Here is a 15,125-nt window from a genome sequence, read left to right as displayed (position 1 = left end):
AACTAGCGCTGAAATATGACTGGAATCTGTAGGTCGCTTCTGAATAATCAGTAGGAAGCTTATTAGAGTGATGGCGACGGCTGTGCGCGGCCCTTATGAGCGGGGTCAATTGCACACCTTCAATTGCCGACAGTTGAATGTCTGGAAGGCCCGTGGGCCGAGGGCTTGGGATGGCAAACAAAAGCCTGACTCCATTCATGCATTGAGAATGGCGTCACATTAATGGCTATTAGATATTGCGAATATCAGGTTGGGCCTGATTGTGCGTAGGGGAATCCCTTACATGGCGGAACCTTGCGTCGAATTGAATGTCGCGCAACGTCGCTGTACCCCTCTCTGGAGAGGCCAGCGCAGTAAACCATGATGTCAGTGTGACATCAATGAATTTACGTGGCATTTTACACGGGTCAAGGTCTGGCGCTTGCCGCCGATAACAAGCCTTAAGTGAGCTGCACAATCCCTTAGCGCATCAGGAGCTTTTAATGGCCGGCATTCTCGACACGGTAGATCAACGCACGCAACTGGTGGGTGAGAATCGCCTGGAGATCCTCATGTTCCGCCTGTTCGGGCGTCAGCTGTTCGCGATCAACGTGTTCAAGGTGCAGGAAGTGCTGCAACTGCCCAAGCTGACCTTGATGCCACAGCGCCATCCGTTCGTGTGTGGCGTGGTCAACCTGCGGGGCCAGACCTTGCCGGTAATCGATCTGTCCCAGGCCATCGGCATGCGCCCGCTGGTGCCGGGCCCCAACAGCACCATTATCGTCACCGAGTACAACCGCTCGGTGCAGGCGTTCCTGGTGGGCGGCGTGGACCGCATCGTTAACATGAACTGGGAAGCCATCCTGCCGCCGCCGACCAGCGCCGGTCGCCAGCATTACCTCACGGCCATCAGCAAAGTCGACGACCAGTTGGTGGAAATCATCGACGTGGAAAAAGTCCTGGCCGAGATCGTGCCGTACAACGCCAAGGTCTCCCGTGAAAAACTCGAAGACCCGGTGCTGGAGCGTGCCCGTGGCCGCGAAGTGCTGCTGGTGGATGACTCTAATGTGGCCCTCTCGCAACTGCGCGACACCCTCGGTCAACTGGGGGTGAAGATGCACATCGCCAGCGACGGCCTCAAGGCGCTGAACATGCTCAAGGCCTGGGCCGACAGCGGCCAGGTGATGACCGACAAGCTGCTGATGATCTTCACCGACGCAGAAATGCCCGAGATGGACGGCTATCGCCTCACCACCGAGATCCGCAACGACCCGCGCCTGCGTGGCCTGTATGTGGTGCTGCACACCTCGTTGTCGGGCAGCTTCAACGACTCGATGGTCAAGAAGGTCGGCTGCGACAACTTCCTGTCCAAATTCCAGCCCGACAAGCTGGTGGATGTGGTGCGTCAGCGTCTGATGCTGGACGAAGTGCCCGCTTGACCTTAGGGTGATGGCTTTGCCCCTCAGGAATGCAGGCCCATGCTTCGTCTCAGCGCGTTGTACCGTTACCCCTTGAAGTCCGGCAAGGCCGAAACCCTGCAACAGGTCGGCCTGGATAAGCTCGGGGTGGACGGGGACCGACGCTGGATGCTGGTGGATGAAGGCAGTGGGCGTTTCCTCACGCAGCGTGCCGTGGCGAAGATGAGCCAACTGTCGGCACTGTGGAACAGCAGCGGCGGCCTCACCCTGAGCTCGCCGGGCTACACGCCGCTGGACGTGGCGCTGCCCGGCAACGACGCCGAGTTGCGTGGCGTGACCATCTGGCGTGACACCTTGCGCGTGCCCGATGCGGGCGACGCGGCGGCGGCCTGGGTCAGCGATTTCATCGGCAAGCCGACGCGCCTGGTGCAGATCCCCGTCGAGCGTGCCCGCACCACCCAGGCCGGTTACGGCAAGGACGACGACCAGGTCGCGTTTGCCGATGGTTACCCGCTGCTGGTGATCGGCCAGGCGTCGCTGGACGACCTTTCCCAGCGCATCGGCCGCCCCATGGAAATGCTGCGTTTTCGTCCCAACCTGGTCATCGAAGGCAGCGCAGCCTTCGCCGAAGATGGCTGGAAACGCCTGCGTATCGGCGACGTGGAGTTCCGCGCGGTCAAGCCGTGTTCGCGCTGTATCCTCACCACCATCGACCCGCAGACCGGCGAGCGCAGCGCAGACCGCGAACCCTTCGCCACGCTGGAGGCTTACCGCAAGACCGAAGACGGCGCGATTTTCGGCCAGAACCTGGTCAACGATGGCATTGGGCGGTTGGAAGTCGGGATGCCGGTGACGATCCTGGAATAGTTTTCTTCACGCATAAAAAATGCCCGTCTCCTGCGAGACGGGCATTTTTTTGCTTCCGGGAAACCCTTAGCCGCGGTATTCGCACAGGTAAGCGGTGTCCACGGCAACCTTCAGCTGGAACTTGCTGTTGGCCGGCACGTTGAACTGGCTGCCGGCGGCGAAGGTTTCCCACTCGCTGGCATCCGGCAGTTTGACGGTCAGGGCGCCGGACACCACGTGCATGATTTCACGCTGGGCGGTGCCGAACTCGTATTCGCCGGGGGCCATGACGCCGATGGTCGCCGGACCTTCTGCGGTGCCGAAAGCGATCGACTTGACGGTGCCGTCGAAGTACTCGTTGACTTTAAACATGGGCGATTCCTCGGAAAAGGGTCTGGAAAGGTCGGCCAGTATGCCCAAGGGCAGGGAAGCTGCCTAGACCGGCAATATCAGCGGCAGGAGGCGCGCCGTATTGCGTGCATCCTCCAGTGCCCGATGTTGCTGGCCATGGAACTGCATCCCCGCCAATTGCAGGGCGCCATTGAGCCCCAGGGGCTTGTCCAGGCGCCGGGCCTTGGCGAAGCGCTGCTTGAGGTTCACATGGGGCGTGGTGGCGAGGGCGCTGGCCAGGCCATGGCGTTGCCATTCCAGTTCCAGCTGCCGGCGATCATAGTCGCCCCAGCTGGCCCAGCCTTCCAGGCGCGGCTGATGCTGGCCCAGCCAGCGCTCGAACAGCGGCCACACCTCGGTAATCGGCGCCGCACCATCGATGTTGGCCTGGGTGATGTGCGTCAGTTGGCGGCAAAAGGGCGTCAGCAAAGGCCGGCGCAGCGGTCGCACAAAGCGCTGGAAGTGGTCCAGCTCGCGGCCCTGGCGGTTGACCAGGCTCGCGCCGATCTCGATGACTTCCATCTCCGTCACGGGCCAGCCGCCTTCATCCGTTGTGGCTTCAAGGTCAATAATCAGCCAATGAGGCATCGTGCAGGTTCCCGTACTCTTCCCTTTCTGTTGGGGATAGAGCGTAGCCCGGCCCTGTAGTTCCGCCTAGGGGTCAGACGATCTCCAGCAGAACCTGACGATTGCGCACTTGATCACCGGCAATCACCTGCACGCCTTTGATCACGCCGTCGATACCGGCCGTCAGCGGATGCTCCATTTTCATGGCTTCGAGCACCAGCAGCAGCTGGCCTTTGGTCACGCTGTCGCCGGCGCTGACCCGCACATCGACGATTGCACCGTCCATCGGCGCCTTGACCGTGCCGCTGCTGGCGTCGGCCTGGCGGTTGGCGACTTGCTGGGTGCGGTTGATCACCTTCAGGCCGGGCAGCCACAACTGGTCGGCGTCAAGATGATAGGCGATACGGCGCCGGATGCCGTTGAACACCAGGGTGACGTGGCGACCGTCGGTGGTGAGTTGCAGGGGGGCGGCACTGACGGTGTGGATGTCTCCGTTGACCTCCAAGCGATAAATACAAGGTGCGCTGGCGTTGTTGCGCCACCCCGCCAGGCCTTGGGGATGCTGGTTGGCGCTGTGCTGGTAAAACAGCGCGGCGGCCAGGGCGAGTTGTTCGGGTGACGGCGTCAGGGTTGGGATATCGCTGAAGTGCTCAGCGATAAACCCGGTACTGAAATCGCCGCCAACAAAGTCCGGATGCTTGAGCAAATCCACCAGCAACGGCTGGTTGGTCGCGACGCCCAGCAACACCGTGTCTTCCACCGCCCGGAGCAATTTGCGACGCGCCTCTTCGCGGGTGGCGCCATGGGCGATGAGCTTGCCCAGCATCGGGTCATAGAACGGGCTGATGCGTTGGCCTTCGATCACGCCGTGGTCGATACGCACGCCAGGGGCTGGCTCCCAGCGCACTACATCGCCAGTTTGCGGCAGGAAGCCCTGGGCCGGGTCTTCGGCGTACAGGCGCACTTCCATGGCATGGCCGCTGAGGGTGACGTCGGCCTGTGTCAGGGGCAGCGGCTGGCCGGCGGCGATCTGCAGCTGCCAGTCCACCAGGTCGAGGCCGGTGATCAGTTCGGTCACTGGGTGTTCCACTTGCAGGCGCGTGTTCATTTCCAGGAAGTAGAAACGGCCGTGGCGGTCGAGCAGGAATTCCACGGTGCCGGCGCCGACGTAGTTCACCGCACGTCCAGCCTTCAGCGCGGCTTCGCCCATGGCTTGGCGCAACTCGGGCGTCATGACAGGGCAGGGGGCTTCTTCGATGACCTTTTGATGGCGGCGCTGGATCGAACAGTCGCGCTCGCCGAGGTAAATGAGGTGGCCGTGGCTGTCGCCAAACAGCTGGATTTCGACGTGGCGCGGGTCGACCAAGGCGTGCTCGAGGATCAGTTCGTCGCTGCCGAAGGCGTTTTTGGCTTCCGAGCGGGCGGTGTGCAAATTGTCCAGCAGGTCTTTCGATTGGTGGACTAGGCGCATGCCGCGACCGCCGCCGCCGGCGCTGGCTTTGATCATCAGCGGGTAGCCGATGCGGTCGGCTTCCTGTTGCAGGGTGGCGTCGTCCTGGGCGTTGCCTTGGTAGCCGGCGATGCAGGGTACCCCGGCGTCGAGCATGGCGAGTTTGGACAGGCGTTTGCTGCCCATCAGTTCGATGGCCTCAACGCTGGGGCCGATGAAGGTGAGGCCGGCGTGTTGGCAGGCGCGGGCGAAGTCGGGGTTTTCGGAGAGGAAGCCGTAGCCGGGGTGGATGGCGTCGGCACCTGTGCGTTTGGCGGCGTTGAGGATGGCTTCGATGTTGAGGTATGACTGGTGGACGGGGGCCGGGCCGATGGGGACGGCTTCGTCGGCCATTTGCACATGTAGGGCCTGGGCGTCGGCGTCGCTGTAGATGGCCACGGTGCGATAGCCCAAGGCCTGGGCGGTGCGTTGGATGCGGCAGGCGATTTCGCCGCGGTTGGCGATCAGGATTTTGGTGAGCTTTGGCATTTCTTGCTCCGGGTACATATCCGTTGTTTGGGTAACGGCTGCTATGGGTTCCGCTCTTACAGCGGGTCACTTTTGGAAAGGCCGGAATGCCGGCCCAGCCAAAAGTAACCAAAAGGCCTTCGCCCCAACACTCGGCACCTCGCCTAGGCTCGGTGTGCCCTCACTCCGGCTTGAATCCGTGGGCCGCCGTCATGGGCCATCCTTGGCCCAGGACGGCTAACCCGGCGTCCTGCCGGGTTACCCACGGATTCAAGCCTGCGTTCGGCCAGCGTGTTTGACGGGGCGCCCAAAATCAAAAGCGCGGCGGCCTGGTAGCCGACCGGTGTTGTATGGGGTGTGCTCGGTTCAAAATGTGGGAGCGGGCTTGCCCGCGAAGGCGTCATCTGCACCACTTCGGTTTCCGCTTCTGCACAAACGCCTGCGTCCCCTCAATCCCTTCCTCACTCCTCACCGCCTCGGCAAACCACTGCGCTCCGCGATCCAGCACCGCCTCCAGCGGCTCATCCACGCTCGCAAGCAGCAGCGCTTTGGTCCGTGCATTGGCGCTTGGCGCACACTTCAGGACCTGGCTCAATACTTCATCCAATCGTTCTGCCAGCGCCTGTGGATCGCGCTCGGTAAAGTGCACGACGCCCAGTCGCTCGGCTTCTACGCCATCAAAGCGCGCGGCGGTCAGCGCCAAGCGGCGTGCCTGGGTCAGGCCAATCCGTTTCACCACAAAGGGTGCAATCTGTGCCGGTAACAAGCCCAGGCTGGTTTCCGGCAGGCCGAATTGCGCCTGGTGATCGGCGATGGCGATATCGCTCACGCACGCCAGGCCAAAACCGCCGCCCAGCACCGCGCCTTGCAGCACCACGATCACCACTTGCGGCACGGCTTCCACTGCCTGCAGCAAAGTGCCGAATGCCCGGTTCAGCGCTTGCAGTTGATTGCCTGCGGTGACCAGGTCCTTCACATCCGCCCCGGCGCAAAAGTGCCCGCCCGCGCCGCTGATCACCACGGCCCGGGTCTGGCTGTCCAACTGCGCGAGCACGCTGCGCAGTTCATTGACCATTGCCAGGCTCATCGCGTTGCGGCATTCCGGTCGGTTGAGGGTGATGTGCAGTACGCCGTTATGGGGTTCGAGCAGCAGGGTGTTCATGGTTTTTTCCCCGGCAAGGTGCCCATCAATTTGCAGATGATGCCCAGCATGATTTCGTCGGCGCCGCCGCCGATCGAGACCAGGCGCACGTCCCGGTAAGCGCGGGCCACGGGGTTGTCCCACATGAAGCCCATGCCGCCCCAATATTGCAGGCAACTGTCGCTGACTTCGCGGCCCAGGCGCCCGGCCTTGAGCTTGGCCATGGAGGCCAGGCGCGTCACGTCCTGGCCTTTGATGTATTGCTCGGTGGCCTGGTAGACCAGCGCGCGCAGGCATTCGATTTCGGTGGCGAGTTCAGCCAGGCGAAAGTGGATGACCTGGTTGTCGATCAGCGCTTTGCCGAAGGTCTGGCGCTCCTTGCAGTATTCGATGGTGCTGTCGATGCAGTGCTCCAGGCCCTTGATCATATTGGCCGCGCCAAACAGGCGTTCTTCCTGGAACTGCAGCATCTGCATCATGAACCCCGCGCCTTCGTGGCCGATGCGGTTGCGCTGGGGCACGCGCACGCTGTCGAAGAACACCTGGGCGGTCTCGGAGCTGTGCATGCCGAGTTTTTCCAGGGGCGGGCTGACGCTGATGCCGGGGGTGTTCATCGGCACCATGATCAGCGATTTGTTGATGTGCGGCTTGTCGTCGGAGGTGTTGGCGAGCAGGCAGATGAAGTCCGCGCTGGGCGAGTTGGTGATCCACATTTTGCTGCCGTTGATCACGTAGTCGTCGCCGTCCTTGCGCGCGTGGGTCTTGAGCCCGGCCACGTCGGAGCCGGCGCCGGTTTCCGAGACGCCGATGCAACCGACCTGCTCGCCGCTGATGGCCGGGCGCAGGAATTCGTCGCGCAGTTCATCGCTGCCGAAGCGGGCGAGGGCGGGGGTGCACATGTCGGTCTGCACGCCGATGGACATGGGGATGCCGCCACAGCGGATGGTGCCAAACTCTTCGGCGGCGACGATGGAATAGCTGTAGTCCAGGCCCATGCCGCCGAATTTCTCAGGCTTGGAAATGCCCAGCAGGCCGAGGTCGCCGGCCTTGCGGAAAATATCGTGGATGGGAAAGCGTCCGGCCTTTTCCCATTCGTCCACATGGGGGTTGATCTCGCGGTCGACAAAGGCGCGGACGGTGCGGCGCAGTTCCTGGTGTTCCTGGGTAAAGATCATTTTTATGGTTCTCCTAAAAACGCGCTACACCGAAGGTATTGGCCTGCAACTCACGCACTTCGGCTTCGTGGCAGATATCCAGCAGAAAGCCCAGCAAGGTTCGCGTATCCCGTGGATCAATCAGCCCGTCATCCCACAGGTTCGCGCTGCCATAAAGTGCGGTGGACTGGCTGTCGAGCTTCTGCGCGGTGACTTGTTCCAGCATGTCCAGCACCTTGGGATCCGGCACCAGACCGTCCTTCAATTGCTTGGCCTCGGTGACAATGCGCAGGACTTTGCCCGCCTGCGCACCGCCCATCACCGCCGTGCGGCTGTTGGGCCAGGCGAAGATAAAGCGCGGGTCCAGGCCGCGCCCGCACATTGCATAGTTGCCGGCGCCATAAGAACCGCCGACCACAATGGTCAGTTTAGGCACGCGGGCATTGGCCACCGCCTGGATCATCTTTGCGCCGTGCTTGATCACCCCTTGCTGCTCCGACTCGGTGCCGACCATGAAACCGGTAGTGTTGTGCAGGAACAGCAGCGGCGTGCGGCTCTGGTCGCACAGTTGGATAAATTGCGCGGCCTTGCTCGCGCCCTTGGGCGTGATCGGACCGTTGTTGCCGATCACCCCGACGGCGCGGCCCTGGATGTGCAGGTGGCCGCAGACGGTGTGGGCATCGAACTCGCCTTTGAATTCGAGGAAGTGCGAGCCGTCAGCCAGGCGCGCGAGGATTTCGCGGACGTCGTAGGGTTTTTTCGGGTCCTCGGGGATCAGCCCCAGCAGTTCCTCAATCGGATAGAGCGGCTCTGCGTAGGTGCGTTTTGGCGTCATTGGCAGCCGATCATTCCAGGGCAACAGGCCGACGATCTCCCGTGCGATGCGCACGCCGTCCGCATCGTTTTCCGCCAAGTATTCGGCTGTGCCGGCGATTTGTGCGTGCATCTCGGCGCCGCCCAACTCCTCATCCGTCGCTACTTCACCGGTCGCAGCCTTTAGCAGCGGCGGCCCGGCGAGGAACAGTTTGGCCCGGCCACGCACCACCACCACATAATCCGACAGCCCCGGCTGATACGCGCCGCCGGCCGTGGCCGAGCCGTGTACCACGGTGATCTGCGGCAAGCCCATGGCCGACATCCGCGCCTGGTTGGCGAAGCTGCGCGCGCCTTCGACGAAAATCTCGGCGGCATAGTTGAGGTTGGCGCCGCCGCTTTCGGCCAGGGTCACCACCGGCAGCTTGTTCTCCAGGGCGATCTGTTGCAGGCGCAGGGACTTCTTCAGGCCGGTAGGCGAGATGGTGCCGCCCTTGATCGCGCTGTTATTGGCCACCACCAGCGTGCGCACCCCGCTGACGTAGCCGATGCCGGCGATCAACCCACCGCCGGCGCCGCTGCCGTCCTTGTCGTCGTGCAGCTTGTAGCCGGCGAGGCTGGCCAGTTCCAGGAACGGCGCGCCGGGGTCCAGCAGCCGGTTGAGGCGCTCGCGGGGCAGCAGTTGGCCGCGCTTGTCGAACTTGGGCTTGGCTTCCTGGGCCTTGGCGAGCAGGTTGTGTTCCAGTTGGTGCAGCTGGGCGATGGCCGCCAGCATGGCCTCGCGGTTTTGCGCGAACTGGGCGCTGTGGGCGTCGATCAAGGATTCAATCACCGGCATGGTTTATTGCTCCGCCTTGAGCACATCCGGCAGGTAGGCGCGGTGGAAGCCATTGAAGGGCTCACTCGGCGCCTGCGCCTTGTGCAACGGCCAGGCGCGGCTGCCCAGGCTGGCCGCTCCGTCGATGCGCAGGGTGCTGCCGCTGATAAACGCGGCGGCGGGGCTGAGCAGGAACACGATGGCCGCGCTGACTTCCGACTCGGTGCCGATACGCTTGAGCGGCACGTGTTCGCGCAGGGTCGGGATCACCGCCTTGAACGCGCCTTCGTAGGTGTCCATGCCGCTGGAGGCGATCCAGCCCGGCGCCACGGCGTTGACCCGCACGCCGGCGTAGCCCCATTCGAAGGCGGCGGTCTTGGTGAAATTATCCATGCCGGCGCGCGCGGCGCCCGAGTGGCCCATGCCGGGCATGCCGCCCCACATGTCCGCGAGCATGTTGACGATGGCGCCGCCGTGTTTGCTCATGGATTGGTTGAACACTTCGCGGGCCACTAGGAAACCGCCGACCAGGTTGGTGCGCAGTACGGTTTCGAAGCCTTTTTGATTGATCGCGGCCAGCGGCGACGGATATTGGCCCCCCGCATTGTTGACCAGGCCGTGGATCGGGCCGTGCTCATGAATGATGTGTTTGACCAGCGCTTTGACGGCCTCTTCATCGCGAATGTCGCAGGCCTGCCACGCAGCGCTGCCGCCATCTTCGGCAATCTCGATGGCGACGTTTTGCAGTTTTTCCGGCTTGCGTCCCACCAGGATTACTGTGGCACCCAAGGCCGCCAGTTCATGGGCTGTGCAGCGGCCAATACCGCTGCCGCCGCCGGTGACTATCACGGTGCGCCCGTGGAACAGGTCGGCTTTGAAGATCGAGTCGAAGGCCACGGCAAGGCTCCTGTCAGGTGAGTGAATCTGCGATGTGCTGCGGCACGGCGATGGGGATTTCCAGCAGTTGCTGGGCAAAGGCCTTGCCTTGCGGGTCGATGCGCAGGCTGGCGATGCCGCCGCCGCCCAGGGCATTTTCCAGCAGGAAGTTGAGGCTGTGGCTGCCGGGCAAATACCAGCGCTCGACGCGACCGTGTAGGGGGTCCAGCACGTGGCTCATCCAGTCGACGATCACTTCCGGGGTCAGCGTTTCGGCGATCCATGGCAAATACTCGGGATCGCGGGCGATCACGCCGATATTGCTGTGGTTGCCCTTGTCGCCGGAGCGCGCCACGGCCAGTTTCACCAGCGGCACGCTGGCGTCGGCGCGGCCTTGGGGTTTGGGCGGGTCAATCGGTGCTTCGGGCAGGGCGGGGGCGTCGGCAACTGGTAGGGGGCAGGCGTGGCGTTCGCCCTGATAGTCGATCAGCAGCTCGCAGGCGGATTTGTCGATCAGGAATGAAAACAGCCGGATCACCGGGTACACGCTCGGTCGTCCGCCGACGATCCCGGTCAGGCCCGGCGCCATGCCGGTGGCGGCTTGGGCGATCTCTCGGGCGAACAGCACCAGCGCCGGTTTACTCGGGTGACGCACCGCCAGTTTCACCACCACTTCGCGGCAGTCCTGGCGCCTTGCGTGGGCGCCGTAGGTCGCTTCGCTGCCGAGCAGTTCGATGTTCGCCTCGGTGTACGGCGCCCAGCCGCGTTGGCTGAACAGCTCCGAGGTCTTGTCGATGATCGCCTGGCTGACCCGCTCGGCCTTCGCCACCGCATCGATTCCGGCGATCAGGCAACTGGCGGTGCAACGGAAGCCGTCCGGGTAGGTCGCGCTGACCTTGTAATGATCGGTGGGCGGCAAGCCCTTGGCGCCATGCAGGCGCACGCAGTTTTTGCCCTGCTGCTGCAATTTGACCTGGCTGAAGTCGCAGATCACATCTGGCAGCAGATAGGCGCGCGGGTCGCCGATTTCATACAGCAACTGTTCGGCGACGCTGAGTTCGCTGATCAACCCACCGGTGCCGTCGACCTTACTGACGGTGAACTGCCCGTCGCCACTGACCTCAACGATGGGAAAACCGATGTGTGCGTAATCCGGCACGTCGCGCCAATCGGTGAAATTACCGCCGGTGCACTGCGCGCCGCATTCGATGATATGCCCGGCCAAGGCGGCCTGGGCGAGGCGATCGTAGTCCTGCCAGGACCAGTCGAACTCATGCACCAGCGCCGCGCTGACCACGGCGCTGTCGACCACGCGGCCGGTGATGACGATATCCGCGCCCAGCGCCAGCGCCTGGGTGATGCCGGGCGCACCGAGGTAAGCATTGGCGGACACGCATACGGGCGGCAACGGCGTGCCGTTGAACATGTCGGTGATGTCGTGCAGATGCTTGAGTTGGGGTTGCAGATCATCGCCCAGCAGCACGGCGATTTTGAGTTCGACACCCGCTTTGTCGCAGGCCGCTTGCAGGGCGGCGGCGCAGGCCTGGGGATGGATGCCGCCAGCGTTGCTGATCACGCGAATGCCCTGGCGCTGGATATCTGCCAGCAACGGCGTGAGCACGTCGACAAAGTCCGTGGCGTAACCCGCCTGGGGATCCTTCATGCGCGCGCCGGCGAGGATCGACATCGTGACTTCCGCCAGGTAGTCGAACACCAGGTAATCCAGTGTGCCGCCGTGCACCAGTTGGGCGGCGGCGGTGCAAGTGTCGCCCCAGAAGGCGCTGGCACAGCCGATACGAACCGTCTTGCTCATGAGAAATCCTTCCTCGAATGGCTGCGGGCGAGACTACCAAGCAAGCGCTTGGTTTGTAAACTCCAGTCACAAGTTTTAGCCAAGCGCTTGCTTGGGTGGCCGCCACGGCCTAAATTGCCGGCCAAGACGTCCGTGGAAGTAGAGGAGAGAGGCATGGATGAGCATAAAGCCCTGCGGGTGATGCGCACCATGGTCGACGGCGGCCAATTGACCGACCCCGACAGCGCCCGGGGCAAGCTGCTGCAGACCGCGGCCCACTTGTTTCGCAACAAGGGCTTCGAGCGCACCACCGTGCGCGACCTGGCCAGCGCCGTGGGCATCCAGTCCGGCAGCATCTTTCATCACTTCAAGAGCAAGGACGAGATCCTGCGCGCAGTGATGGAAGAAACCATCCACTACAACACCGCGATGATGCGCGCGTCCCTTGAGGAAGCCACCAACGTGCGCGAGCGCGTGCTGGCGCTGATCCGCTGCGAATTGCAGTCGATCATGGGCGGCAGCGGCGAGGCCATGGCGGTGCTGGTGTACGAATGGCGGTCCTTGTCGGCCGAAGGCCAGGCCCAGGTGTTGGCCCTGCGTGACGTGTATGAGGCGCTGTGGCTTCAGGTGCTGGGCGAGGCCAAAGACGCCGGTTACATCAAGGGCGATGTATTTATCACCCGACGTTTTCTGACCGGGGCGTTGTCGTGGACGACCACTTGGTTCCGCGCAGAAGGCAGCATGACCCTCGAACAGCTGGCTGAAGAAGCCCTGTTGATGGTTTTGAAGGCCGATTGAAGTGCAAGCTATTAATTTGCCGGTAGAAAGTTGTCTCGCCAGACAAAAACGCCTAGCTTATCGCCATTAGCGTTTTTGAACGGTGTGTGCCTTGATGTTTTCGCCATGGCGGCTGGCTGCAGGACTTACCTTTTGGGCACTGGGCACCGCGTGGTGGATGCCGGCGTCGGCTGCGCAGTTGGTACGCATCGGCGCGGCGCACTTTCCACCCTACACCGTGCGCCCGGAGCAGGGCGCCGATACCGGTTTGCTGCCGCAACTGGTCGAGGCGTTAAACGCCGCGCAAACCGATTACCAGTTCGTGTTGGTGCCCACCTCAATCCCTCGGCGTTTCCGCGATTTCGAGCAGGGCCGGGTCGATATGGCGATCTTTGAGAATCCTGACTGGGGCTGGCAGGAAATTCCTCACACCACCGTCGACATGGGCCTGGAAGACGCGGAAATCTTCGTCGCCCAACGCAAGCCTGGTCGCGATCAGGCGTATTTCGCTGACCTCAGAGGTAAACGTCTGGCCGTATTCAGCGGTTATCACTACGCCTTCGCCAACTTCAACCCCGACCCCAAGTACATGGCCGAGCACTTCAACGCTACGTTGACCTACTCCCATGACAGCAACTTGTTGATGGTCGCGCGCGGGCGTGCCGACATTGCGCTGGTGACGCGTTCGTACTTGAGTGATTTTATGGTGCGCAATGCGGACATGGCCGGGCAGTTCCTGGTCTCGGAACGCATTGATCAGGTGTATCACCACTTTGCGCTGTTGCGCCCGAAAGCGCCGATTACGGGGGAGGCGTTTGCCGCGCTGCTCAAGCGTTTGCGTGATGATGGCGAGATGCTGAAGATTTTCGAGCCGTATCGCATTGATGTGACGGCGGTGCCCTGAGTGTGGGAGCGAGCAAGCCCGCTCCCACATTTCCTACAGCGGTGTGTCACACCCGTCGCGCAAACGTATCACTATGGCTGCCCGACACCTTGCGGCAGTGCACCAGCGCATCCCGGATCATAAAGTTCACCAGCGTCGGCGACACGCCGAGTTCCTTGGCGATGTCCTTTTGCGGCACGCCGTGCAGGCGGTACATCTCGAACGCGTAGCGGGTGCGTTGCGGCAGCTCCGTCAGGGCGTCGGCGATGTTTTCCAGGGTGTTGAAGTTGATGTGCGAGGTTTCCGGTGAAGCGCCGTGAATAACCACATTCAAGCCTTCCTCTTCCGTCCCTGAGTATTTGAGCTCCAGGGCCTGCTTGCGGTAGTGATCGATGGCCAGGTTGCGCACGATCTGGAACAGATAACTCAATTGCGCCTTGAACGATGACGTGATCGTCGGCGCCGACTGCAACCGGAAGTAGGCGTCCTGCACTACGTCTTCGGCGCGGGAGCGGCAGCCGGTAATGCGTGCCGCGATCTTCACCAGAATCAGCCGATTATCGACGAATGCCTGGAGAAGCGGTGAGTCGCACCTGCCTGTGGATACTTGTTCCGTCATGGAAATCACCTTGTCGCAAAAGAGGTTAGGGGAGGGCGTCCTTGCTGAGGCCTCCTACACATCGGGCAACAAATTATGCTGAATGATAATGATTGTCAAATGAGAAGGCGAACTAATCTTATGCTTTCTTGTTAGGTGTGAACCACGTCTCGCGCGTAGCCGGCGACTAATTATTTGCCGGTGCCGTCCGTTCTTCTGGGTGACAGGTCCGTTAGCGAAACGGCCAAGGATCAGCACCCGCAGGAGGACGAAATGGGTTTCTATCGTGCATACAGCGTGTTTCAGTTTGGAGTCGTCACTCGATGAGTACGCCGACCCGACTGCGCCTGTTCTGCCTGCCCTATTCGGGCGCCAGCGCCATGGTTTACGCACGCTGGCGCCGAGCCTTGCCTGAATGGTTGCAGGTGTGTCCGCTGGAATTGCCAGGCCGTGGCATGCGCATGGACGAGCCGTTGCAGCGCGATATCAAGGCCTTGGCGGACCAGCTAGCCGATGAAATCAGCCGCGACTTGAACGGCCCCTACGCCTTGTTCGGCCACAGCCTCGGCGGCCTGCTGGCCTTTGAGTTGGCGCATGCATTGCGTGCGCGCAATGTGCCGCCGCCACTGGCCCTGTTCGCTTCCGGCACGGCCGGGCCGGCGCGTCGCGACGTCAGCGAATACGCCGTCGAAAAAACTGACGAACAGCTGATCGCCCGCCTGCGCGAACTGCAAGGCACCGCCGAGGAAGCCCTGGCCAACCCCGAGTTGATGCAGTTGATGCTGCCGATCCTGCGCGCCGATTTCCTGCTGTGCGGCAGCTTCACCTACGGCGAGCGCGCACCGTTGGGCATGCCGATCCACGTGTTCGGTGGCAAGCAGGACAGCGTGCGCGCCGACCAGTTGCTCGACTGGCAACTCGACGCCGCCAGCGGTTTTTCCCTGGACATGTTCGACGGTCACCACTTCTTCCTCATGCAACACGAAAGCGCCGTGCTGCGCTGCATGCGGCGTTACGCCGACGAACACCTGGCCCGCTGGCGCAATGGCGCGGCACGGCCACTCGCCGTCGGCTGAGCAAGCCCCCCGAATTGTTGAATTTCCCGTAAGCCGATTTC

14 protein-coding genes are annotated in these 15,125 nt (G+C 62.5%); 5 read left to right on the top strand and 9 right to left on the bottom strand.

The genetic code is table 11. The annotated features are described in order from the left end of the window. The first annotated feature begins 482 nt into the window (after positions 1-482). Together ACP7EW_RS04650 and ACP7EW_RS04645 are read left to right on the top strand one after the other, a co-directional pair. Positions 483-1,418, top strand: coding sequence for a chemotaxis protein CheV (locus ACP7EW_RS04650; protein ID WP_010208794.1), 936 nt, complete (start codon positions 483-485; stop codon positions 1,416-1,418). A gap of 39 nt (positions 1,419-1,457) precedes the next feature. Further along, positions 1,458-2,264: an MOSC domain-containing protein gene (locus ACP7EW_RS04645; RefSeq protein ID WP_426215628.1), complete on the top strand. Its 807-nt coding sequence runs from the start codon at positions 1,458-1,460 to the stop codon at positions 2,262-2,264. A gap of 66 nt (positions 2,265-2,330) precedes the next feature. Here the strand turns inward: ACP7EW_RS04645 and ACP7EW_RS04640 are convergent, their stop codons facing one another. From ACP7EW_RS04640 to ACP7EW_RS04605, 8 genes are all read right to left on the bottom strand, one after another. After that, entirely contained in the window at positions 2,331-2,615 is a 285-nt protein-coding gene (locus ACP7EW_RS04640) for a pyrimidine/purine nucleoside phosphorylase (RefSeq protein ID WP_010208796.1), read from the bottom strand. A 63-nt stretch (positions 2,616-2,678) separates the two neighbouring features. Then, positions 2,679-3,221 carry an exonuclease domain-containing protein gene (locus ACP7EW_RS04635; RefSeq protein ID WP_033900803.1) on the bottom strand — a complete coding sequence of 181 codons (543 nt, stop codon included), beginning with the start codon at positions 3,219-3,221 and terminating at the stop codon, positions 2,679-2,681. Positions 3,222-3,294: 73 nt separating this feature from the next. Continuing rightward, on the bottom strand, positions 3,295-5,178 hold the full coding sequence (locus tag ACP7EW_RS04630) for an acetyl-CoA carboxylase biotin carboxylase subunit (protein WP_426215625.1): 1,884 nt from the start codon (positions 5,176-5,178) through the stop codon (positions 3,295-3,297). A gap of 379 nt (positions 5,179-5,557) precedes the next feature. Then, the gene (locus ACP7EW_RS04625) at positions 5,558-6,319 is read right to left on the bottom strand and encodes an enoyl-CoA hydratase/isomerase family protein (protein WP_426215623.1); all 762 of its coding nucleotides are present in this window, start codon (positions 6,317-6,319) and stop codon (positions 5,558-5,560) included. Continuing rightward, positions 6,316-7,473, bottom strand: coding sequence for a citronellyl-CoA dehydrogenase (gene atuD, locus ACP7EW_RS04620; RefSeq protein WP_426215621.1), 1,158 nt, complete (start codon positions 7,471-7,473; stop codon positions 6,316-6,318). The genes ACP7EW_RS04625 and atuD overlap by 4 nt, the downstream gene beginning before the upstream one ends. Before the next feature lie 13 nt (positions 7,474-7,486). Beyond that, complete coding sequence (gene atuC, locus ACP7EW_RS04615) at positions 7,487-9,103, bottom strand: geranyl-CoA carboxylase subunit beta (RefSeq protein WP_426215619.1); 1,617 nt, start codon at positions 9,101-9,103, stop codon at positions 7,487-7,489. Between the two features lie 3 nt (positions 9,104-9,106). Next, complete coding sequence (locus tag ACP7EW_RS04610) at positions 9,107-9,979, bottom strand: SDR family oxidoreductase (protein ID WP_426215617.1); 873 nt, start codon at positions 9,977-9,979, stop codon at positions 9,107-9,109. A gap of 13 nt (positions 9,980-9,992) precedes the next feature. After that, on the bottom strand, positions 9,993-11,771 hold the full coding sequence (locus ACP7EW_RS04605) for an acyclic terpene utilization AtuA family protein (protein WP_426215615.1): 1,779 nt from the start codon (positions 11,769-11,771) through the stop codon (positions 9,993-9,995). Between the two features lie 153 nt (positions 11,772-11,924). On the opposite strand from ACP7EW_RS04605, the gene ACP7EW_RS04600 reads away from it, so the two are divergent. Further along, the gene (locus ACP7EW_RS04600) at positions 11,925-12,548 is read left to right on the top strand and encodes a TetR/AcrR family transcriptional regulator (protein WP_426215613.1); all 624 of its coding nucleotides are present in this window, start codon (positions 11,925-11,927) and stop codon (positions 12,546-12,548) included. Positions 12,549-12,642: 94 nt separating this feature from the next. Then, positions 12,643-13,431 carry a substrate-binding periplasmic protein gene (locus ACP7EW_RS04595; RefSeq protein WP_426215611.1) on the top strand — a complete coding sequence of 263 codons (789 nt, stop codon included), beginning with the start codon at positions 12,643-12,645 and terminating at the stop codon, positions 13,429-13,431. Between the two features lie 46 nt (positions 13,432-13,477). On the opposite strand, the gene ACP7EW_RS04590 is transcribed toward ACP7EW_RS04595, so the two are convergent. Continuing rightward, positions 13,478-14,029 (bottom strand): RNA polymerase factor sigma-70, encoded by a 552-nt coding sequence (locus tag ACP7EW_RS04590; RefSeq protein WP_005789991.1) that lies wholly within the window; start codon positions 14,027-14,029, stop codon positions 13,478-13,480. 302 nt (positions 14,030-14,331) lie between these two features. Here ACP7EW_RS04590 and ACP7EW_RS04585 point away from each other — a divergent pair, with 302 nt between their 5' ends. After that, positions 14,332-15,084 carry a thioesterase II family protein gene (locus ACP7EW_RS04585; protein ID WP_426215609.1) on the top strand — a complete coding sequence of 251 codons (753 nt, stop codon included), beginning with the start codon at positions 14,332-14,334 and terminating at the stop codon, positions 15,082-15,084. The last annotated feature ends 41 nt before the right edge of the window (positions 15,085-15,125 follow it).

It is taken from the genome of Pseudomonas sp. DWRC2-2, assembly GCF_049897885.1.
GTDB classification, from domain to species: Bacteria; Pseudomonadota; Gammaproteobacteria; order Pseudomonadales; family Pseudomonadaceae; genus Aquipseudomonas; species Aquipseudomonas azotoformans_A.
Note: the sequence above shows the minus strand (reverse complement) of the source record. Positions and strands in the feature narration are given on the sequence as shown.

Coding starts and splice junctions, on each gene's coding strand:
- ACP7EW_RS04630 (WP_426215625.1), bottom strand. CDS start 5,178: ATGCCAAAGCTCACCAAAATCCTGATCGCCAACCGCGGCGAAATCGCC.
- ACP7EW_RS04585 (WP_426215609.1), top strand. CDS start 14,332: ATGAGTACGCCGACCCGACTGCGCCTGTTCTGCCTGCCCTATTCGGGC.
- ACP7EW_RS04605 (WP_426215615.1), bottom strand. CDS start 11,771: ATGAGCAAGACGGTTCGTATCGGCTGTGCCAGCGCCTTCTGGGGCGAC.
- ACP7EW_RS04600 (WP_426215613.1), top strand. CDS start 11,925: ATGGATGAGCATAAAGCCCTGCGGGTGATGCGCACCATGGTCGACGGC.
- atuD (WP_426215621.1), bottom strand. CDS start 7,473: ATGATCTTTACCCAGGAACACCAGGAACTGCGCCGCACCGTCCGCGCC.
- ACP7EW_RS04645 (WP_426215628.1), top strand. CDS start 1,458: ATGCTTCGTCTCAGCGCGTTGTACCGTTACCCCTTGAAGTCCGGCAAG.
- ACP7EW_RS04595 (WP_426215611.1), top strand. CDS start 12,643: ATGTTTTCGCCATGGCGGCTGGCTGCAGGACTTACCTTTTGGGCACTG.
- ACP7EW_RS04640 (WP_010208796.1), bottom strand. CDS start 2,615: ATGTTTAAAGTCAACGAGTACTTCGACGGCACCGTCAAGTCGATCGCT.
- ACP7EW_RS04590 (WP_005789991.1), bottom strand. CDS start 14,029: ATGACGGAACAAGTATCCACAGGCAGGTGCGACTCACCGCTTCTCCAG.
- ACP7EW_RS04625 (WP_426215623.1), bottom strand. CDS start 6,319: ATGAACACCCTGCTGCTCGAACCCCATAACGGCGTACTGCACATCACC.
- ACP7EW_RS04650 (WP_010208794.1), top strand. CDS start 483: ATGGCCGGCATTCTCGACACGGTAGATCAACGCACGCAACTGGTGGGT.
- atuC (WP_426215619.1), bottom strand. CDS start 9,103: ATGCCGGTGATTGAATCCTTGATCGACGCCCACAGCGCCCAGTTCGCG.
- ACP7EW_RS04635 (WP_033900803.1), bottom strand. CDS start 3,221: ATGCCTCATTGGCTGATTATTGACCTTGAAGCCACAACGGATGAAGGC.